The sequence below is a fragment of the Paenibacillus sp. J22FR83 genome (genome assembly GCF_059691955.1).
The window spans coordinates 183,171-204,156 of the sequence record NZ_JCAUAM010000006.1 but is presented as its reverse complement, the minus strand read 5'-3'; the positions used below and the strand labels follow the sequence as shown (position 1 = coordinate 204,156).

Annotated in this window: 21 protein-coding genes; 14 read left to right on the top strand and 7 right to left on the bottom strand. The window is 46.5% G+C overall.

The genetic code is table 11. The features are described 5' to 3' along the window. Positions 1-15: 15 nt before the first annotated feature. Positions 16-1,572 carry a cadherin-like beta sandwich domain-containing protein gene (locus AC58PV_RS13065; protein ID WP_497432668.1) on the top strand — a complete coding sequence of 519 codons (1,557 nt, stop codon included), beginning with the start codon at positions 16-18 and terminating at the stop codon, positions 1,570-1,572. A 93-nt stretch (positions 1,573-1,665) separates the two neighbouring features. On the opposite strand, the gene AC58PV_RS13060 is transcribed toward AC58PV_RS13065, so the two are convergent. Then, entirely contained in the window at positions 1,666-2,571 is a 906-nt protein-coding gene (locus AC58PV_RS13060) for a LysR family transcriptional regulator (RefSeq protein ID WP_497432667.1), read from the bottom strand. Between the two features lie 153 nt (positions 2,572-2,724). Between AC58PV_RS13060 and AC58PV_RS13055 the strand changes: the two genes are divergently transcribed. Genes AC58PV_RS13055 through AC58PV_RS13035 form a run of 5 tightly spaced genes read left to right on the top strand, consistent with a single transcriptional unit; the run spans position 2,725 to position 7,690 of the window. Beyond that, positions 2,725-3,921 carry an acetyl-CoA C-acetyltransferase gene (locus AC58PV_RS13055; protein WP_497432805.1) on the top strand — a complete coding sequence of 399 codons (1,197 nt, stop codon included), beginning with the start codon at positions 2,725-2,727 and terminating at the stop codon, positions 3,919-3,921. A gap of 14 nt (positions 3,922-3,935) precedes the next feature. Continuing rightward, positions 3,936-4,631 (top strand): CoA transferase subunit A, encoded by a 696-nt coding sequence (locus AC58PV_RS13050; RefSeq protein ID WP_497432666.1) that lies wholly within the window; start codon positions 3,936-3,938, stop codon positions 4,629-4,631. Positions 4,632-4,658: 27 nt separating this feature from the next. After that, on the top strand, positions 4,659-5,321 hold the full coding sequence (locus tag AC58PV_RS13045; protein ID WP_497432665.1) for a 3-oxoacid CoA-transferase subunit B: 663 nt from the start codon (positions 4,659-4,661) through the stop codon (positions 5,319-5,321). 14 nt (positions 5,322-5,335) lie between these two features. Then, positions 5,336-6,112: a 3-hydroxybutyrate dehydrogenase gene (locus AC58PV_RS13040; protein WP_497432664.1), complete on the top strand. Its 777-nt coding sequence runs from the start codon at positions 5,336-5,338 to the stop codon at positions 6,110-6,112. Positions 6,113-6,148: 36 nt separating this feature from the next. Further along, the gene (locus AC58PV_RS13035) at positions 6,149-7,690 is read left to right on the top strand and encodes a tannase/feruloyl esterase family alpha/beta hydrolase (protein WP_497432663.1); all 1,542 of its coding nucleotides are present in this window, start codon (positions 6,149-6,151) and stop codon (positions 7,688-7,690) included. Here the strand turns inward: AC58PV_RS13035 and AC58PV_RS13030 are convergent. Next, positions 7,687-8,568, bottom strand: coding sequence for a helix-turn-helix domain-containing protein (locus tag AC58PV_RS13030; RefSeq protein ID WP_497432662.1), 882 nt, complete (start codon positions 8,566-8,568; stop codon positions 7,687-7,689). The genes AC58PV_RS13035 and AC58PV_RS13030 overlap by 4 nt on opposite strands. A 100-nt stretch (positions 8,569-8,668) precedes the next feature. Between AC58PV_RS13030 and AC58PV_RS13025 the strand changes: the two genes are divergently transcribed. Further along, entirely contained in the window at positions 8,669-9,976 is a 1,308-nt protein-coding gene (locus AC58PV_RS13025; protein ID WP_497432661.1) for an ADP-ribosylglycohydrolase family protein, read from the top strand. Positions 9,977-10,064: 88 nt separating this feature from the next. On the opposite strand, the gene AC58PV_RS13020 is transcribed toward AC58PV_RS13025, so the two are convergent. Genes AC58PV_RS13020 through AC58PV_RS13005 form a run of 4 tightly spaced genes read right to left on the bottom strand, consistent with a single transcriptional unit; the run spans position 10,065 to position 12,820 of the window. After that, positions 10,065-10,832: an ABC transporter permease gene (locus AC58PV_RS13020; RefSeq protein ID WP_497432660.1), complete on the bottom strand. Its 768-nt coding sequence runs from the start codon at positions 10,830-10,832 to the stop codon at positions 10,065-10,067. After that, positions 10,833-11,594 carry an ABC transporter ATP-binding protein gene (locus AC58PV_RS13015; protein WP_497432659.1) on the bottom strand — a complete coding sequence of 254 codons (762 nt, stop codon included), beginning with the start codon at positions 11,592-11,594 and terminating at the stop codon, positions 10,833-10,835. It abuts the gene before it with no gap. A 13-nt stretch (positions 11,595-11,607) separates the two neighbouring features. Then, positions 11,608-12,477 carry a pentapeptide repeat-containing protein gene (locus AC58PV_RS13010; protein WP_497432658.1) on the bottom strand — a complete coding sequence of 290 codons (870 nt, stop codon included), beginning with the start codon at positions 12,475-12,477 and terminating at the stop codon, positions 11,608-11,610. Between the two features lie 13 nt (positions 12,478-12,490). Continuing rightward, positions 12,491-12,820, bottom strand: coding sequence for a PadR family transcriptional regulator (locus AC58PV_RS13005; protein ID WP_497432657.1), 330 nt, complete (start codon positions 12,818-12,820; stop codon positions 12,491-12,493). A 263-nt stretch (positions 12,821-13,083) separates the two neighbouring features. Here AC58PV_RS13005 and AC58PV_RS13000 point away from each other — a divergent pair, with 263 nt between their 5' ends. The 4 genes from AC58PV_RS13000 (at position 13,084) to AC58PV_RS12985 (ending at position 17,546) form a co-directional block, all read left to right on the top strand. Next, positions 13,084-15,045: a PAS domain S-box protein gene (locus AC58PV_RS13000; protein ID WP_497432656.1), complete on the top strand. Its 1,962-nt coding sequence runs from the start codon at positions 13,084-13,086 to the stop codon at positions 15,043-15,045. 175 nt (positions 15,046-15,220) lie between these two features. Next, positions 15,221-16,177, top strand: a complete 957-nt coding sequence (locus AC58PV_RS12995) for a bclA protein (protein ID WP_497432655.1) — start codon at positions 15,221-15,223, stop codon at positions 16,175-16,177. Between the two features lie 168 nt (positions 16,178-16,345). Further along, entirely contained in the window at positions 16,346-16,951 is a 606-nt protein-coding gene (gene mobA / locus AC58PV_RS12990; protein WP_497432654.1) for a molybdenum cofactor guanylyltransferase, read from the top strand. Between the two features lie 52 nt (positions 16,952-17,003). After that, positions 17,004-17,546: a hemerythrin domain-containing protein gene (locus AC58PV_RS12985; protein WP_497432653.1), complete on the top strand. Its 543-nt coding sequence runs from the start codon at positions 17,004-17,006 to the stop codon at positions 17,544-17,546. Between the two features lie 25 nt (positions 17,547-17,571). On the opposite strand, the gene AC58PV_RS12980 is transcribed toward AC58PV_RS12985, so the two are convergent. After that, positions 17,572-18,267: a Crp/Fnr family transcriptional regulator gene (locus AC58PV_RS12980; protein ID WP_497432652.1), complete on the bottom strand. Its 696-nt coding sequence runs from the start codon at positions 18,265-18,267 to the stop codon at positions 17,572-17,574. Between the two features lie 291 nt (positions 18,268-18,558). On the opposite strand from AC58PV_RS12980, the gene AC58PV_RS12975 reads away from it, so the two are divergent. The 3 genes from AC58PV_RS12975 (at position 18,559) to AC58PV_RS12965 (ending at position 20,879) form a co-directional block, all read left to right on the top strand. Beyond that, positions 18,559-19,023: a GAF domain-containing protein gene (locus AC58PV_RS12975; RefSeq protein WP_497432651.1), complete on the top strand. Its 465-nt coding sequence runs from the start codon at positions 18,559-18,561 to the stop codon at positions 19,021-19,023. 112 nt (positions 19,024-19,135) lie between these two features. Then, entirely contained in the window at positions 19,136-19,771 is a 636-nt protein-coding gene (locus AC58PV_RS12970; RefSeq protein WP_497432650.1) for a response regulator, read from the top strand. Beyond that, complete coding sequence (locus AC58PV_RS12965; RefSeq protein ID WP_497432649.1) at positions 19,764-20,879, top strand: PAS domain-containing sensor histidine kinase; 1,116 nt, start codon at positions 19,764-19,766, stop codon at positions 20,877-20,879. Before AC58PV_RS12970 ends, AC58PV_RS12965 begins: the two co-directional genes overlap by 8 nt. The last annotated feature ends 107 nt before the right edge of the window (positions 20,880-20,986 follow it).

Here is a 20,986-nt window from a genome sequence, read left to right as displayed (position 1 = left end):
CGGAGGTGTTAACTCGTGAAGAAATTTCTGATGGTATTCTTTTTCATCGTGCTGGCTTATGCGTGTGATCCGCTAAGTACTTTCGCAGCTGGATTTAGGAGTGTTAATGTTGTGTATGAACCAGCTACACACCTAGTGAGTATATCAGGCAGTTTATCATCAGGCGGCAGCAAAACCGTCGGCCTATCTATCACAGATCCAGAGGGAAACCTGCTTTATATTAATGAAATAAATAGCGAAACTAATGGGAGTTTTACTACAGTCTATACCTTACAAGCCGGGGCGGCCAAGGGCGTCTACATGGTAAAGGCGGGGACAGAAGAAGTTGGTATCCTGGAGACTCGAACCTTTATGGTTGGAGATTTACAGAACCAAATTGCAGATCTTCGATCCATTCAAATAGGCAGTACTGTGCTGGAGGGGTTTGATCCAGATGAACTAGCTTATAGCACGAATGTAGAATCTAATGTGCAGGAAGTGCAGGTAACAGCTACCCTTGAGCAGAGCGGAGCAACATTGAAAATCAATGGAGCAACGGCATCCAGTAATAGTCCCTTCGGGCCTATCCCCCTCTCAAGTGGTGTTAACAACATTCTGATTGAAGTAATCTCACAAGATGGGATCAACCATAAAAACTATCACATCACGGTATTTAAAGCATTGGGTGCAGATACTGTACCCATATCAACGGTCAAGGTTCAGCTAAAAGACAGTAGTGGAGGTCCGTTAATCGGAGGCGTAGTTCAATACTATGACGGAGTCTGGAAGGATTTTGGTACCACCGATGCCTCAGGAAGTATTAGCAAAGCTTTACCTGATAACCTGTACACGTTTGCTTTGACCTATGAGGGTACGTACTTGGAGAAGTTGCAGAATACAGGAACCAACGCTATTGTTAGTTTTCAGACAGTTCGTGTTAAAGCACAGTTAAAGGACAGCCAAGGGAATCCGATTGACAGTGGCACAGTGACCTATTATGCAGGACGCTGGCGGACTATTGGGAATACGAGCGGTGGTATAGTTAGTAAGGAATTACTGCCTGGTTCTTACACCTTTGCTATGACCTATGAGGGCACGTACTTGGAGAAGGTGCAAAACACAGAAACCGATGCGGTTGTTAATTTTCAGACAGTTCGTATTAAAGCACAATTAAAGGACAGCCAAGGGAATCCGATCGATGCTGGCACAGTGACCTATTATGCTGGAAGCTGGAGGACAAATACGAGCGGCGGCGAAGTCAGCAAGGAGTTATTAGCCGGATCGTATACATTTAGCATGACTTATGAAGGAACGTATAAAGAGAAAGTGCAGAATACTGCAATCGATGCTGTCGTTGTTTTCCAAACGGTAAACGTAAAGGTACAGCTGAAAGACAGTCAAGGGAATCTGCTAGACGGAGGAAATGTGACCTATTATGCAGGGAGCTGGCGAACCATCGGGAATACGAGTGGAGGCGAGGTCAGTAAGGAACTGTTGCCTGGATCTTATACCTTCGCAGTTGCGTATGCGGGAACGTACAAGGAATCATTAAGTAATGTAACGATGAATCCAGTGGTCGTTCTTCAGCTTTAAGAAATGAATTTTCGGTTGATATAGTACAAAAATAAAAGAGTAGAAGGCCTTGGTCCTGAATCACTATGGACTGAGGCCTTTTAGTCTCTTCATTTATAATGTGCGATTATTTGTCTGTCGTGTTAACCCATCTTTCATTAAGTCAATCCACACTCTGGCAGCATGGGAAAGATATTGGTGTTTACTCCATATTAACGCTAGATCCCAACTGATGGGGGGAACGGTCTTAGGAAGCACGGAGACAGTACGGGTATTCGTTCTTCCTGCCACGGTATCAGGCAGTAGAGCAATGCCTAATCCGGCTCCCACCATTTCACTTATTAGATCCCATTGTGAGCTTTCAAATGAAATAATAGGTTCGAATCCTTCCTGCATGCATGCCTCCCGAACCCGATCATGGAGAGAGAAGCCTTCCTTGAATAAAATAAATGATTCGTTCCGCAGCTCTGACAAATGAACCGATTCTTTTGTGGCGATGGGGTGATTCGAGTTCACCAATAGGGACAAGTGACGTTCGACAATTGGCAGAAAATCAAACTGTTGTTCATCTACAGGAAGAACGACCACGCCCAAATCGATCTTGGCCTCGCGTAACAATTGTTCCACGATTTTCCCACCTTCTTCAATGAGCTGAATATGAACGCCAGGGTAAAGGTTGTGGAAATTCGCAATAATCTCTGGGAAGAAACTGACCCCAATGACTGGAGGAAGTCCCAAGGACAAATTCCCCTTCTTTAGAAGTTTCCCATCATTCAGAGATACTTGAAGATCATCAGCCATAGCTAGTGTTTGAAGGGAGAATTTGAGAAAAATGTCTCCATCAGCAGTCAATTGAACATGCCTGGTTGAACGGTTGAGCAAGGTAACGCCTAGCTCATCTTCAAGATGCTTAATAATTTTGCTTAGAGTAGGCTGTGAGATGTGCAAAGTTTGAGCGGCCTTTGAAAAACTTTCCTGCCGGACGACTTCTGTGAAATAACTTAAATGTTGCAAATCCATATCGGATCTCCCTCGTTAATTTATTCCAAAACTGAATTAATTATATTCGTTATTTTCATTTTACACATAAATAGGACTGCGGTACACTTTTATGTAAGCGTTCCATTTATGAATGGAAGAGTACTTGCAGCCAACGGGGGAGATGAGATTCATATGCATGAAACGGAGGTTGCAATCGTAAGCGCAGCCCGAACACCAATTGGAAAATGGAATGGCATTTTCAAAGATACATCAGCAGTTCAGCTTGGAGCAACTGCCATACAGGCAGCAATCCAACGTGCCAATATCGATAATCGTCTGGTGCAAGAAACATTGATGGGCAATGTCCTGCAAGCGGGAATAGGTCAGAATCCAGCAAGACAGGCTTCTCTTCTGGCAGGATTGTCCACAGAAATACCCGCAACAACCATCAATCAGGTATGCGGTTCTGGGCTTAAGGCGATTCAAATGGCTTATCTCTCCATCCGGAGTGGGGAGAACGATATCGTCGTAGCTGGTGGCATGGAGAATATGAGTCAAACTCCTTACTTACTCAAGGGGGCGAGGACCGGTTTCGGCATGGGTGACCAGGTGCTTGTTGATGGATTGCTAAAGGATGGCCTATGGTGCGCCCAAAACGACTATCATATGGGAATAACGGCGGAAAATCTGTGCAGTCGATACGGTTTGGTTCGAGAAGAGCTGGACATGTACGCTATGGGCAGTCAAAGAAAAGCGGCGGCAGCCGCAGCCGAGGGAAGGTTCCAGGAGGAAATTGTACCTGTGCACGTTCCTGGGCGAAAAGGGAGTGCGATACGTGCAGATCACGATGAGTACTTGCGACCTGACACGAATATGGAAGCGTTATCGCTGCTTCGTCCAGTATTTAGCAAGGATGGAATGGTTACAGCTGGCAATTCTTCGGGCATTAACGATGGAGCAGCTGCATGTGTTCTGATGAGCCATGACAAAGCTCTGTCTATGGGGATTCGACCAATGGCTATCATTCGTTCAAGCTCAGTGGTAGGCGTTGACCCAGCCTATATGGGAATCGGCCCCATTCCAGCCACTGAGCTAGCCTTGAGAAAAGCCGGATTGACGATAAAAGATATGGAGGTAATTGAAGCGAATGAGGCATTCGCTGCGCAATCACTTGTCTTTGCGAAGCATTTCGATTTGGAGGATCATCAACTTAATGTGAACGGCGGATCGATTGCATTGGGACATCCGATTGGCGCTAGCGGTGCAAGAATTATGGTAACGCTTCTCTATGAGATGATGCGCAGAGAAGCTAAGTTCGGGCTAGCTACGCTATGTATTGGCGGTGGACAGGGCATTTCCGTTATCGTGGAGCGCTGTTTGCATGAGTAGGAGGAAACGTTGAAATGAAAAGCATATTAACATCGTTTGATGAAGCGGTTGCAGAAATTAAAGACGGTTCCACGCTCATGGTTGGCGGGTTTGGACTTGTTGGCATTCCTGAGAATTTGATCGTGGCACTTGCCAAAAGCGGTAAGCGGGATTTAACTGTCATTTCCAACAACTGTGGTGTCGATGACTGGGGACTGGGTCTGTTGCTGCGCAATAAGCAGATTAAGAAAGTGATTGCTTCTTATGTCGGAGAGAATAAAGAGTTCGAACGCCAACTCATCACGGGGGAAATTGAAGTTGAGCTTCTGCCTCAAGGGACATTGGCGGAGAAAATAAGAGCAGGAGGCGCTGGGATCCCTGCCTTCTATACCCCTGCTGGCGTCGGAACTTTGCTTGCGGAACATCGAGAAACACGCATGTTCGGCGGAAAGGCCTATGTGTTGGAGGAAGCACTAGCAGCGGATTTCAGCCTAATTCGCGCGGCGGTTGCAGATAAGAAGGGGAATCTAACCTATAACAAAACAGCAAGGAATTTTAACCCGCTAATGGCTGCGGCAGGACGCAAAACGATCGTGGAGACGGAGCAATTGGTCGAGCCTGGGCAGCTTGATCCCTTACATATCCATACGCCGGGTATTTACGTGCAAACACTTATTGTTGGGCAGCAGCAGAAAAGAATTGAGAAAATGACGATCAGCCATGAGCTGTAACGAATAAGTAGTGAGGGGAGGAAGACGATGACAGAATGGTCCGTTCGTGAAAGAATTGCCATCCGCGCAGAAAAAGAAATTGTAAACGGATTCTATGTCAATCTTGGCATCGGTATTCCCACATTGGTAGCCAATTTTATCCCAAGCAGTAAACAAGTTATGCTCCAATCGGAGAACGGGCTGCTTGGGATAGGTCCTTATCCGAAACAAGACCAAATCGACCCGGATCTAATTAATGCTGGTAAAGAAACGATAACTGACGTTCCAGGATCCGCTTATTTCGATAGTGCTGAGTCATTTGCCATGATTAGAGGCGGACATATCGATCTCGCCATTCTTGGCGGGATGGAAGTGTCGGAATTCGGAGATCTCGCTAATTGGATGATTCCCGGCAAGATGATCAAAGGAATGGGCGGCGCTATGGACCTTGTTCATGGTGCAAGACGTGTCGTTGTCATAATGGATCACGTGAATAAGGCAGGCCAGCCAAAGATCTTGCGACACTGCAGTTTACCTTTGACCGGTAAAGGGGTTGTGAATCGGATTATTACAGATCGTGCGGTCATCGATGTAACGGAACAGGGACTCCTGCTGATGGAAGTTGCACAAGGATACACATCCGACGATATCCAAGCCATGACAGAACCGCCGCTTCGTATTGTGGAAAACCTTATCTTGAACGCTTATTAATCGGGGTGAAATTAATGATGGGAAATCGTATTGTATTGATTACAGGTTCTGCGAGGGGAATTGGCTTCCAAATCGGGAAACGATTTGCTGAGTATGGCTGTACTGTTATTTTAACGGATAAGGATAGCAGCGCCGTTGAGAGATCTGCGGAGCAGCTACAGTTACTAGGGCTGGATGTCCATGGCATAAAACTGGATGTTACGTCAGAAGAAGAGATCACTGCAACGATTCGCCATATCGAGACGAAATGGGGAAGACTGGACATTCTGATCAACAATGCGGGGATGCAAGTTGTTTCTCCGATTGAAGATTTTCCGACGAATACATTCGAACTTATGATTAAAATTATGCTTACAGCTCCCTTCATCACGACGAAGCTTGTTGTTCCTATTATGAAAAGACAACAGTTCGGAAGAATCATTAACATTTCATCGATTAACGGATTGGTAGGCTTTGCTGGCAAAGCGGCCTATAACAGCGCCAAACATGGCGTAATCGGATTAACGAAAGCAGTTGCTTTAGAGACGGCTGTGCACGGAATTACGGTCAATGCGCTCTGCCCTGGCTATGTAGATACGCTCCTGGTAAGGGAGCAATTAAATGATGTAGCGGCTCTCCACAAAAAGTCGCCGCAGTCAGCCTTAGATGAGATTATCTTGCCGCTAATTCCGCAACGTCGTCTGCTGGAGATGGACGAAATAGCGGAATACGCCTTGTTTCTTGCTGGCGAGCATGCAAAGGGAATAACTGGCCAAGCCATCGTTATTGACGGAGGTTATACCGCACAGTAGCTCGAATCTTTATGAGTGTAAAGGAGGGCTGAGTCTATGATGGAAGAAAGATTCAGGGATGCGAACATCGAAGGGTGCACAATTACATGTGTTCAAAGGGTACAAGAGGGAAAATTCACGCTCTCAGACGGTGGAATCATAACCGATCTTCCCCCCTTTTGCCGTGTTGTTATGCAATTGAAACCAACATCCATTTCGAATATCCAGGTAGAAGTTTGGTTGCCTCTAGAGAACTGGAATGGCAGATTTCTTGGCACGGGCAATGGAGGAAGTGCTGGTGCTGTTGCTCATGGCGGCTTAGCTTTCGGATTACGACGAGGGTATGCAACGGCTAACACAGATTTGGGTACTTCTCCTCATGTCGATTCAGCCATTGGTCAACCGGAACGCTGGGCGGATTTCGGATATCGCGCAACACACGAGATGACGGTGGCAGCGAAGGAAATCATCCATGTGTACTACCAAAGGCCAGCTAGGTATGCTTACTTCATGGGTTGTTCGACTGGTGGCCAACAGGCCTTGATGGAAGCACAGCGGTATCCGGATGATTACAACGGCATTCTTGCAGGGGCTCCAGCTAACAATCGTACGCATCTGCATACGGGCTTCTTGTGGAATTATAAAGCGATGAATGGGCTTCCCGGCCATTCCGTTTTCACCAAAGTTGAAATAGATGCCATAAGCAATGCGGTAATCGAGCAACGCCGGGGGAAAGATGGTGGTGCTCCTACGGATAACTTTTTGACCGATCCAAGGAAATGCGATTGTGATCCGGAGATGATTGCGAATTCTAGCGAACTCGCTAACGACGAGGGGCTCACGAGTGCACAGTTATCAGCATTGAAGCTGATTTATGAGGGGCCAACCAATCCAAGAACCGGAGAGCAGATTTATACGCCACTTCCCTACGGAAGCGAGAACTGTTCGGGAGGACTGGATCTTCAACAAGATCCCGAGAGGTTGCCAATGTCCCTGTTGTATATGTTTCGATGGGTGTTCGGCGCTGACTTTGATTACATGACATTCGATTTTGATCATGATTTGGATGTATTAAATGAAAGTTTGGCTCCACTTCTAAATGCCAATAATCCGGATGTAAGCGCGATGAAAGCACTCGGTGGGAAAATAATGATGTATACAGGATTATCTGATCCGCTCGTTCCTTATCAAGATGCGCTTCATTATTATGAACGTGTGATTGAAGCTCAAGGGGGACTCGCCGAAACGCAAGATTTTTTTCGGTTTTTCCTTATCCCCGGCATGGGACATTGTGGAGGAGGTCCGGGGTTAAACGATCTAGGTCTCAGCTCTGTTCCAAGTAAGCAGAGGGATAGCGAGCATGATATCTTAAACGCGCTCGTTGCTTGGGTTGAGAATGGAAAAGCTCCTGAGAAAATAATCGCAACAGCGTTCAAGGATAGCTTTGCTCCGAATGGCATTAGCTTTCAAAGGCCAGTCTTTCCTTATCCGAAGTTCCCTGAATACATGGGAGGAGACCCGAAGTTGCCTTCCAGCTACCAAGGAATGGATCATGAGCGTGGCGGGGTCTTGGCACCTGCGGAAAGATATCTTATTTAGCGATGCATCGCTCGCCACTTAGAGGGGGCGGCGCCCATCCATATCTTGAAATGTCGGTTAAAGCTAGATAAGGTGGAATATCCCACTTTTTCGGAAATAGAGAGGATGCTGCCATCGGTATGGCACAGCAAGGCAGAGGCCATCTGCATGCGCATATTGATCAAGTAATCAAGCGGAGCTGCGCCCATACACGTACGAAACGTGCGACGGAAATGGGTGACGCTAAGGTTGCAGATCGCTGCCAATTCCTGGGTGTGAATCGTCTCCATGTAATGCTGCGAGATATAGTGCAGCGACTTGGAGATTTTGTTTATAGAAGTACGGTCGACCGTTTCGATTTCAGGGGCACGGTCGGCTGCCTGACTAATGGCTCTCGTAATGAGGGACGCAAGAGACAAGGCGCATCCCTTGGCGGCAGTTTCATAGCCCGATTGCTTTCGGCTCAGTTCTTGTATGAGATATTCCGTCAATATCGCGATGCCTGGAGACTCTTCCGGGCGGACGATGTTCGCTAATCGCGAATATCCTACGGGCGCAGCCCCTTCCCACGAGGGTGGAGCAACTGTGCCAAGAAGAACTTTCAGGTCTATGAAGATAAAATGCCAGCCGCTTACTTGACCTTTGACACTCTGGGCAAGATGGAGCTGACCTGGAAAAATAATGCTCACATCCCCTTTGGAATAGGGCAGTATTTTTTCCTCTACGAAAAATACGCCAGAGCCTTCCCAACAATAGCCTAGTTCCAAGCAATTGTGATAATGCAGGTACGTAATATTGGCATCGCTTTGAATATAATTCTCGAGAAGTTCTACAGGGAACGCCGAAGGAAGCAAAATAGGTTGAGAAACGACATCGTACGATAATGGTTGTTTTTGCATAGTTTATGGTCCTTTTTAAGCGGAATTGTTTATTTTATTAGTATAAACTGGGTTTGGGTCTATTACACTAAGAAAGTTAAATTTGGAAGGAGACTATTGTATGGCTTATCCTGTAGAACCGAGTTTGACGCATTTATCCAGTAAAATCCTTGAGTACGGCCGACTGGCACATGAATACGGGGCGGCGGGGGTGCCCGGCGTCTGGTCGAAGCTGGAAAAACAGATGCAAGAGGCTATTGAGCTTATTAGAAATTTGCCTGTAGACGAAGTACTGGCTTCCCAAGAGCCAGATGATCTGAAGGGTATTCAAGCACTTCGGTTAAGCGGACCGAGAACGATGTGGAAAGCATTCGATAGTGCCTTGTACAAAAATAAGCTGGAAGGAGCTTTGTTGGCCCGATTCGCCGGGTGCACGCTCGGAGCTCCCGTCGAGTTTTGGGAAGTAGAGGGCATGAAGTCCTGGGCCGAATACATCGGGGACAGCTTCCCGCCGCAGAACTATTGGTCCAAGGTTAAGACTCCGAACCATGTGCGATATGGGAAGAGCATACACCAAGAATATACGCGTGAGGGGATGAACGGGGTTCCGGTAGATGATGACTTGACGTATACGATTCTGGGGCTGCTTATCGCCGAAGAGCATGGCATTCATTTTACGACGGAGGATGTGGGCAAGAGCTGGCTGAAATATTTACCGTACGCCTGCACGGCGGAGGAAGTGGCGCTGAATAACTTGAAGGCAGGCAAGTCTGCCATGGAAGCGGCGGATATGGACAATCCGTACTGTCAATGGATTGGCGCTGACATCCGATCCGATCCGTGGGCCTACATCGCTCCGGGACTCCCGTCGAAAGCTGCGGAGTATGCATACCGTGATGCCTATGTGAGTCATCGCAGAAACGGCATTTACGGCGAAATGTTTTTCAGCGCGGCACAAGCCGCCGCCTTCGTGGTCGATCATCCGGTGGAAGCATTGCGTATCGGATTGACAGAAATTCCGAAAGGCTGCAGCCTTTACAAAGATATCGATTGGGCACTCTCAATTGGAGGAGATATTGGGAATTACGCCGATGCCCGGAAAGCCGTAAACGAGCACTTTAAAGGGATGAATCATGTTCATACGAACAACAACGCATGCTTAACCGTATTCGGCTTAATGATCGGAGGGACGGATGTCTCCAAGGTTATCTCCGAGACGGTAGCGATGGGGATGGACAACGATTGCACGGCCGCGACCGCAGGTAGTATCGTCGGCGCGATCGTCGGCAAGGAGGGTGTGCCTCTCCATTGGTATGCACCGTTCCAAGATAAAGTAAAGACGTATATGATCGGTGCTGAGGAGTTCCGGATCAGTGATATCGTTCAGAGATTTGCCACAGTAGCAGAGAAAACCTTCCATGAATCGTAATCCGACGATTATTATATCCAACGCAACTATAAAATGTTGTACAAAAACGAGTGCCCTCTAGCGAGGCACTCGTTTTCATTTAACCGGTTCACACGCGATTCTTATACACCCTCATGGCAAAGAAATAAGAGACTATCATAATTCCGACACACCAAGCAAGTGCAATCCATATCTCATTGCCCACCGGCTGCTCGGCAAGCAGCGCTCGGATGGCGTTCACGATCGAGGTCACTGGCTGGTTCTCGGCAAAGACGCGAACAACAGTCGGCATGGACTCCGTCGGCACAAACGCCGAACTGATAAACGGCAGGAAGATAAGCGGATAGGAAAATGCGCTGGCGCCTTCAATCGTTTTGGCGGATAGTCCGGCTATCGCCGCGACCCAAGTTAAGGCCAGTGTAAACAAGGCGAGTATGCCGATTACAGCAAGCCAAGGCAGTATGCCCGCGGAAGAACGAAAGCCCATAATTAACGCAACAAGAATGATGACGATGAGTGAAATGGCGTTGGATACCAGGGAGGTCAACACATGCCCCCAAAGCAAGGCGGAACGTGAGATCGGCATCGTGTGGAATCGCTCGAAGATTCCTCGCTGTTTATCCATAAACAGGCGGTAAGAGGTATAGGCTATTCCGCTTGCGATCGCCATGAGGAGGATGCCTGGCAACAGGTAATTCACATAGTTGTCTGTCCCGGTTTGAATGGCGCCGCCTAACACATAGACGAACAGTAGCATCATGGCGATAGGCGTAATACAGACCGTAATAATGGTGTCCAAACTCCGGAAAATATGACGCATGGAACGTCCAAGCATAACGCTTATATCTGTAATGAAATGGTTCTTTGCGGTTTCCATTTACTTCGCCTCCTTTTTGCCAACGATTGAGAGGAAGATGTCCTCTAGAGATGGCTGTTTCTCGATATACTCCACCTTCGCAGATGGAAAGAGCTTCTTGAGATCAGAGAGCGTGCCGCTTGCGATAATCTTACCCTCATGCAGAATAGCAATTCGGTCGGCAAGTTGTTCGGCCTCTTCCAAATATTGCGTGGTCAGGAGTACAGTCGTACCGCCGCCTGCAAGCTCCTTAACGATCTTCCAAACCTCGATGCGCGCTTCGGGGTCAAGCCCAGTGGTTGGCTCGTCGAGGAAAATGACTTGCGGATTACCTATAAGACTCAGGGCGATGTCGAGCCTGCGGCGCATCCCACCCGAGTAGGTAGACGCTCTACGGTCGGCCGCGTCCCATAAGTCGAAGCGTTTGAGCAAATCGTCCGCAACCTGACGCGGATTCTTGAGGTAGCGCAGCTTGGCGATCATGATCAGATTTTCTCGTCCGGTCAAAATTTCGTCCACCGCGGCAAATTGCCCTGTCAGCGAAATAGCCTGACGAATTTGATCGGGTTGTGAAGCCACATCGAATCCGTTGATCGTGGCCGTGCCGCTGTCTTGTTTGAGCAACGTTGTGAGGATTTTGACGACCGTTGTCTTACCTGCACCGTTGGAGCCAAGCAGGGCGAAAATGCTGCCCTTTTCCACCTCGAAATCAACGCCCTTGAGGACTTGATGCTGCTTGTAGGATTTGTGCAGGCCAACGACTTGAATCGAATTCGTATGCATAATTATCCCCTCCTTATCGAACAGTAACTTTAGACAGATCGGCTCCCATGCCTTTCAGTGATGCATAAGTCAGTTTATCCATGACGGCATCATCAAAGCATATCGTTTTGAACGCGCGGTAGTACTTATTGGTCAATGAAAAGAACGCCTGGAAAGATACATTCTTGAGTATAGCGCCCTTGAAAGAAACGCCGTTTACAGCTGATTTGTCAAATTTAACGCCGATAAAGGTCTGCCCGTCAAAACAAAGCCCGCTCATGTCGCAATATTCGAAGTCTACGCCGTCAAAGATACAATCTTCAAAGATTGTTTTCTTAAGGTCGATCTTGCTTAACGTGACATCGCTCAATTTGATACCTCTGAATTTGGCTCCTTCCATCCCGGAAACACTGAAGTTGGTGCGGGCAAGGGTCGATTCATTGAAGCTTACATTCGTAAGGTCAGTTGCTGTTAGAACACAGTCTGTCAAATTTGCTCCGTCAAAATTGGCATCACGTAAATCACTGGTCTTGAACGAACTTCCAGTTAAGTCTGCACCAGCAAAGTCAGCACCTCGTAACGCACTAGCATTAAATTGTCCTTTATGGGCTCTAACACCTGCGAAGTCGCCCATTGCCAAGTTGCTGGCACTAAAGTTAGTCACGACTTGCCGTTCCAGTGAACGGGAGAGGTTTGCGACTTCCAGTATCGTTTGCTCGATATCACCGATGCTCTCAACGGTCATGGCAAATGCGGTTTCATCATCCTTGCCCTCGGCTTTGAGTTCACGATAGCGCTCCTGCAAATCGGAGTGCAGGTCAGTCTTTAATTCCGTAACACTTTTTACCCCATCGTATGGTGTGAAAATCCCATTCAAGTAGCTTGTTAATTTCTGATTCGTCATAGCAATCTCTCCCTTATAATAAGTTTTCTAGTACGCGCTTCGAATACTCCCAATTGTTCTTGTTGCGAACGTAAGCTTCCTTGCCCTTCGTGGTAATTCGGAAATACTTGCGTCGTCCACCTTGAGATTCATCACCCCAATACCACTCGATGTCGCCATCTGTCTCAAGCCGCCGAACGCTGGAGTACATCGTGGCTTCTTTCAATTCATATTCGCCGCCCGAGCGTTCGGCAATCAGTTTGACAATCTCGTATCCGTAGCGATCAGCTTCCGATAAGAGTCGTAATATCATTGTATCTGTATGTCCTCGCAGCAAGTCGGATGTAATTTTGTTCTCGCTCATATCATCACCTCACATTTATATAATACGACACACTACTATGACTGTCAAGGTAGTATTTCAAATAAAATACTTTGTTTGTGAAAACAAAGAAAGGGCAAAGAAACCAGCAAAACGACCAAGCTGCTGGTTTCTTTTACGATGATGCATGGGTGTAATCCATTAGCAATTTACGGACAAGCACTCATTTTGTGGTACTATATGAGTAGCTGCCGCGGAAAAAGGAAGAGGGAGCTATCGCGCCAAGTCGAAGGAGGAATGCGTCGATGCAGGATCTGAGGTTATTTGACCCTGAAGCTTTATTTGGGCATTTATATAGGAATGCGCCAATTGGGATCGCGTTAATCTCTCTGGATCGAAAATGGATGAATGTGAACCCTGCGGTTTGCAGCATTTTCGGCTATTCAGAGGAAGAACTCATGAACGTTACACTAGAGGATATCCGACATCCTGATGATCGTTACAATACCAAGAATCTACTTACAGAATTATTGGATGGCGATATCCCTTCATTTCAATTAGAGAATCGGTATTTTAATAAAAATGGCAATGTTGTTTGGACCTCTGTCTATGTTTCACTAGTTCGTGATGACAAGGATGGGAAGCCTTTATATTATATTACTCAATTTATCGATGTAACCAAGAACAAGCTGGCAGAGCTTAAGCTGCAAGAAAGTATCGAACGGTATACCTCGTTAAAGAAATACAATCACGATGCGATTATTTCTTTTGGTTTGGACGGCATTATCATAAATGGCAATAATATGGTACAACAGATGACTGGCTATCTCATTGAAGAGTTAATCGGCAGCGGCATGTCCAAGTTAATTGGCGAGAAAAGTGCCATGCAATTGCTTCTAGCCTTAAACGATCATTTGAAAATTGAAAGAGTTGAAAAAGATATCACGCTCATTCAACACAAAGACGGTTATTCCGTTGAGGTGTTGGTAACGCTTGCTCCAATCATTATCCAGTCGCAGACTATGGGCTTTTATCTCATCGCGAAAGACATGACGGAGCAGAAGAAATTGATTATTGAGAAAGAAGCCGCTGAGAAGACGAACAAAGCCAAAAGCGATTTCTTAGCTATGATGAGTCATGAAATCCGCACGCCTATGAATGGTGTTATTGGGATGACGGATGTCTTGCTGGAGACGAACTTGGATGAAGAGCAGATCGAATACGTGCAAATTATTAAAAAGAGTGGTGCAACGCTGCTCATGATTATCAACGATATTCTGGACTTCTCCAAAATTGAATCCGGCAAAACCGAATTAATAGAAGAACCATTGAATGTGAGAGATGTTCTATCAGAAACACTTTATCTGGTGATGGCTAAAGCTCTTGAGAAAAATCTGGAGATCACGACCTCTGTTTGTCCTAGAGTTCCGAACTTGGTTCATGGGGATATTACGAAGCTCAGACAGGTGATGATGAATTTACTGAGTAATGCGATTAAATTCACGCCTAGTGGATCCATTTCCATCAATGTTGAAACCGTATCCCAAGAACTGGATACAGTTCGCCTTCAATTTGCGGTTCGTGATACTGGCATCGGTGTACCGAAGGAACAGGTAGGTCATTTATTTGACCCCTTCTATCAAGTAGATCACTTTATGACTCGGAAAGCGGAGGGGACGGGCTTAGGACTGGCCATTTGTAAAAAGCTCGTTGAGCTCATGGATGGTGAAATTTGGCATGAGGCTTCTAATGATGATCAACCAGGATCAACGTTCTTCTTTACAGCTAACTTTCGGGTTCAATCGAATCATATCGACTTAACCAAACATAATCGATGGTCCGAACAAGATGTTATGGCCGACAATTCAACCGACCAATACTTGAAAATATTAATTGCCGAAGATAATGAAGTGAACCAAATTGTCCTAAAGAAAATGTTAGAGAAACTGGGGCACCAAACAACGTTAGTTGCTAACGGTAAAGAAGCCGTGGAAGCTGTTAAACGTGATTCCTATGATATCATTTTTATGGATATTCAAATGCCCTGGATGGATGGTTTAGCAGCTACAAAATTAATTAATGAAATGTGTAAGGGGAAAAAACGCCCATGCATTGTGGCCGTGACCGCTCACGCCATTAAGGGTGATAGTGAGAAATATTTATCTGAGGGTATGGATGCTTACATCAGCAAACCAGTCAGTATTAACGCCATAGCAGACATTATTGATCGATATGAAAAGATGAGCCACAGATCTAACGTTGATTAGATGAAATCATAGACTGTAGCACATTCGTTGTGCTTGGCCAAGGCGAATTAGGGAAGGGCATGTATCTATTTTTTCATATAATAGAGATGTGTGTCTACTAAGTATAAACATTTGTCCAATCAATCATTTTGATCTACACATATGCTTTAGTACCTTACGTCTAGGAGGCTAAAGTATGGCATATAGTGCAGTCAAGAAAAGTATTGGTCATAAATGCAAGGCTGCCCCTAAAAAAAGAAAGAAACTTAAGTGTTGTAAGAAGAAAGTGATTTGTAAACTTGGACCTATAGGCCCAAGAGGTCCCCAAGGTGCACAAGGTCCACAGGGTGCACAAGGGCAACAAGGACCACAAGGGTTACAAGGGCTGCAAGGGCTACAAGGACCAGTAGGACCGCGAGGGGATAACGGGGCTACAGGAGCCACTGGACCGAAAGGTGAAACGGGAGATCGCGGGCCAAAAGGGAAAGAAGGAGAGCGCGGTCCAAGAGGACCAATGGGAGCAACGGGCATACAAGGACCAGTGGGAGCAACGGGCATACAAGGACCAATGGGAGCGACGGGCATACAAGGACCAATGGGAGCAACGGGCATACAAGGACCAACGGGAGCAACGGGCATACAAGGACCAACGGGACCAACAGGACCTCCTGCGAAAGATGAATGTGATTGCTGTGTAACGCCTATGCAAGCTGTTTTAGAAGAGCTAAAGACACTAGAAGCTACATCGGTTGATGTTGGTACTGTTGATCAAATCTTCAATAATATCGACTTTTCTAGTGATGATGTGATAGTAAGTGATTTCTTATTAACATTTCCAGCCCAAGGTGGTACGCAAATTATACCGATCTGCACGATTGTTGGTGTTCAATCTAGCGCAATTACAAGTGCGTTTCCACTGACGCCTGCTGATCCAGATTGTGATTGTTGTGAAGGAGCGCTTCGTGAACGACTTGCAACGCTTACCACTGTTGTAGCAATGACGACAGATGGAGGGACATTTGGCATGGTGACAGGAACCATCATTGGACTTGGTCAGGGAATTGTCCTTATTGACCCACCGGGTGTTGGAACGAACCCAGCTGCCATCTCGATCTGTCAAATTACCGGTTTAATGGTACCGAATCCTGCATAGATATAGGAACTGCCCAAATCTGGCCTGCTGGCTGGAGTTGGGCAGTTTTTTTATGTAGAGGGGAGTAAGTTTTTTCGTTTTTTGGAGTGTGACATTTTTCACTTACAAGTGATCTTTTTTGGGCTAAAGTAACAGATACATGATGTAGAAAAAGGAGAAGTGATGGGTATGCTTTCAGGAGTTATTCTAGCTGGTGGAGCAAACCGTCGAATGAACGGAGAACGGAAGGCCTTGCTGCCCTTTGAAGGGAAACCACTCATCGTCCGGCAGCTCGATGCTATGAGGGAAACCTGTGATGAATTAATTGTGGTAACCAATGATCCTAAGCCTTATTTAAATGTGGTAGATCGTTCCGTTCGAATTATTTCGGATTTCTTCATGGGACATGGGGCGCTCGGAGGTATGCACGCTGCATTATCCCTAGCGAAACATGCTTCCGTGTGGGTCGTGGGGTGCGACATGCCCTTTATATCCAGCGCAGCCGCTCAATTGTTACTGAGGAGAAAGTTGGACGGCTTCGAAGCCGCTGTCCCGTTGGTGAATGGCAGGTTGCATCCCTTGCACGGCATCTACGATCGCGCCTGTTCCTTCCATATCGGACGACTCTTAAGTCAGGGGCATACTTCGGTTTCCGCGTTGCTGAGACATATTTTTTGGAGCGAGCTAGGGGATCATTTCTGGCAGGAACAGGGCATTGACATGAGGTTTGTTTCCCAGATTAAGACGCAAGAGGACTACCAGCTCATGAAGCTCATGCATACCCAACTAAAATAGCGAATTACTCATCATTTCTAGACGATCTCAATTTGACAAAGGAGGACTTAGTATGGCGCTGAATTCGACCATGAATAGAGCAGGCATCGCATCATCAAACCCCGTGGAGCTTGAATATGCAACAGATCGGTTAATGGCGGAGCATGAAGCATTAAGGAGCATACTCAGGAAAATGGAAGCGGGAGCGAAGGAAGTCATGCTTGCAGAAGACCTTGTAAGGGGAGTGCAGATCGTTCAAGAGCTTAGAAAGCTGGCTTCTCTATTCGTGAAGGAGATGGAACGACATTCGCATTGGGAAGAACATGACTTGTTCCCGTTCCTTGCTGGATATTTTCATCGTGAATCCGTCCCCTCGATCCTTCCTTCTTTTTGGGTACTTGAAAGGGATCACGAACTTGGCGTGTCCTTTATCCAATCTTTTCAAGAAATGAGTAAGGAAGTGCGACTTGCTGCTGGCAGAAAGCAAATAGCGGAAGCAGCAGGCCATCTCGTACAGGCATGCCTCATTTTGAACGACCATTTGACCATGGAAGAACAACTAGTTTTTCCTCTAGCTGAGAAAGTGCTAACAGATTTAGAGTCTTTTTTTTCATAAAAATAATAGCCGTAGTTGCTTGAACTTACATGCGGCAAATTTCAGCAGGGCAATTCTCGCAATGACAAATATCCCGGAGGTACGTCGCATTCTTAATAATAATTTGCCCATGATCAAACGCGACGGCATCTTCTTTCTTCATCTCACTTAGCATGCGATTGACGCTTTCCCGTGTTGCGCCTATCATATCGGCCATTTCGGTATTGTTAATTTTATAGTTAATGTGGATATGATCACCCTTCGGTACGCCATACGAATTACTTAACCGTATTAATAAAGAACAGAGCGCCCCAGGCTTGCCGTACATCATTAAATCACGAAATTTGGTTTCTGTCATACGGTGCATAAGCCCCATCCATTTCATGAACTCAATCGCGAGGTCACCATGCTGCCATAGCAGGACTTCGAGGTCTTTGCGCTGAATCACGCCAAATTCACAATCCTCGGTTACTTCGGCACTGAAACTCTGTTGGGAGTTCTGAAACGGATCAATTTGCCCGAATAAATCACCTGATTGATGGAGATACAGAATGAAGCTTTTACCAGCTTCAGACAACTTGGTAATTCGCACGCCGCCATGGATGACGTAATACAAGCGATCTGCGAGATCACCTTCTCTGAACAAGAAATCTCCCTTTGACGCGTATTTCCGATACATGATGCTCTGCAGTCTATCGAAATTTTCTTCGGAAAAGAAATTCATGATACCATTTTTAACCATAGGGACCAACTCCTCGGCGGTTCTGTGATATCTACATCATAACGTCTTTGGTGCCAGTTGGTTATCGGGGGTTCTGCTGATTTTTGGAGGAAATAATCCCCATCGTCTGTGAGGAAAATCACACGCTTATCCTTACTCACCTGATGAATGACTCGGGAAATGAGCGACGGAAATGACACAATCTCCTGATAAGGAAATCAGGGTTTTCCCTGACTTACAAGATCTATAGAAACATCTACAATGATAGGTAAACAAATTCTGTCCTGCTGCGTCGAAACGGAGGTGGCCCTTATGGCGACAGACGATGCAACTCTATTAGTCAAGTTGGAACGATTGCGAAGGTTGATATCCTGTGATTTCATGGCGCTTGCCCCTCTGGCAGAGCATGCCAATCGCAATCGTTGGAAATATGTCATTGGCAACAGCAATGATCGTTATCAACAAATGGTGATTATGAAAGGCCAGGGATTAGCTGGCTCTGTTCTGCGTTTAGGCAGATGGGTTAAACTCGATGATACCCATCCTAAACATGAGCAAGAAAGGCTCCATTGCCCGCTTATGCTAGCTGAGCAATTGCAAGCGGCGGCCGTATTTCCACTTGTGCCTATCGCGAGCTCGCAGATCCAAGGTTTACTTTTCATCGGTAAACGAGAACAACGAAGATTTGAACCTGACGAACTGCTGGCTGTTCAATACAATGTTGATACATTGGCAGCTGATCTGTTTATGGCTGAGGCCGCAGAGGCGCATGAGTGAGTCGATGGGATCAACGAACTGCTTAGCCCGAAGGCACGAAGCCGCCCTTACGAGGATTGCGTTAATTTGTTATGATGGGTAAAAGGGGGCGGGGACGCTGAAAATTCTAGTCGTGGATGATCATGCCGTAGTTAGATCCGGCTTAATGATGCTGCTTCATGGCAAGCATAATATGGAAGTCGTCGGAGAAGCGGCTGACGGTGAAGAGGGGATTGAGGCAGCGGAGCTGCTGAAGCCAGATGTGGTCTTGATGGACCTGAACATGCCAGCTGGCATGGATGGGTTAACTGCGACGGCGGAGCTGCGCCGACGAATGCCCGACTTGGCTATACTCATATTAACGATGCATGACGATGATGAATACTTATTCAGGGCGATTCACGTTGGCGCTTCCGGATACATTTTGAAAAGTGCACCGCATGAGGAATTATTGACAGCGATCCGTTCCGTTGCAGCGGGGAATGCCTATCTATACCCAACAGCGACAAAGCGGCTCATGAATGAATATATCGAACAATTGAAGCAAGGCGAGCATGTTGATACATTCGGATCACTATCGGAACGTGAACGGGAAGTTCTAGCTTTAATCGCCAAAGGATTCTCCAATAAGGAAATTGCGGAACAATTGGTGATCAGCGTGAAGACTGTGGAATCACATAAGAGTAACGTCATGGAGAAGTTAGGTCTGAAGACAAGACCTGAGTTAGTGAAATATGCGGCGAAGAAAGGACTGTTGAACTTTGAGTAAGGATGTGAACCGGGAATACCCGGAAGTCATCGGCGAAAATGTAAATGAATTGTTAAGTCGTCTTGACGAACAGATCGCAGACTCGTTGTTTCAACAGGACTTGAGACAGTCGCTTAAACAATTGTCCAATGTTAAATTCGCTCTCGATGAATCCTCGATTGTGGCAGTGACGGACCATAAAGGGAAAATTATCTATGTGAATGATAAATTTTGCGAAATATCCAAGTATGCACGAGATGAGCTTCTTGGTTTGGACCATCGGATCATTAATTCCGGCTATCATGGTCAAGCGTTCATGGCCGATTTATGGCGGACGATATCCTCGGGGCAGGTATGGCGTGGCGAAATTAAGAATAAAGCCAAAGACGGCAGCTATTATTGGGTAGATACAACCATCGTGCCCTTCGTAGATAACGAGGGCCAAACTCATCAATATCTAGCTATTCGCAATGAAGTTACGCAACTTAAACGGGTGGAAGAAGAGCTTCAGTTGATGATGTCGCAGGTCCTGCAGATTCAAGAGGAAGAACGAAGGAAGTTTTCCCGCGAGCTGCATGATGGGATCGGACAAAGCTTGTTTTCTCTGTTGATCCAGATGGATCGACTGATCGGGGAAGGTGAGAGGGATCAGACTGAACTGATGCGGCTCCGTCACAATGTCACAGAGATCATCGAAGAGGTACGCCTTCTGGCTTGGCAAATCCGTCCCTCCGTACTGGACGATCTAGGTGTCATACCTGCTATTCGTACCTATATTGAGAATTTCACGGATCACCACGGCATACGGGTTGAGTTGAGCGGCCGTTTGTTCAAACGGCTCGGAGCCCTTGAGGAAACGACCATTTACCGTGTTATTCAAGAAGCGCTTACGAACATTGCTAAGTATGCAGGCGTATCAGAAGCAAGTGTTGTCGTGAAAGAGATCGATGGCTTTGTTAGGGTTCAAATAGCTGACAGAGGCCAGGGCTTTGCTAGAAACAGCAGCGCCAAAGGCGTAGGCCTGTTCAGCATGGAAGAGCGAGCTAAGAGTATCGGCGGTAAAGTCACGATTGACTCTGTCATTGGCGCAGGGACCACCGTGACGTTGATGGTGCCAGTGAAGGTATAAAGGATGTGTCTCCTTGTTTGCGAAGGAGGCATGTCCTTTTTTTGTACTAGTGCAAATCACGGGGAATGTGACATTTATCACAGAGAACATGTGGGAAATGGCGTACA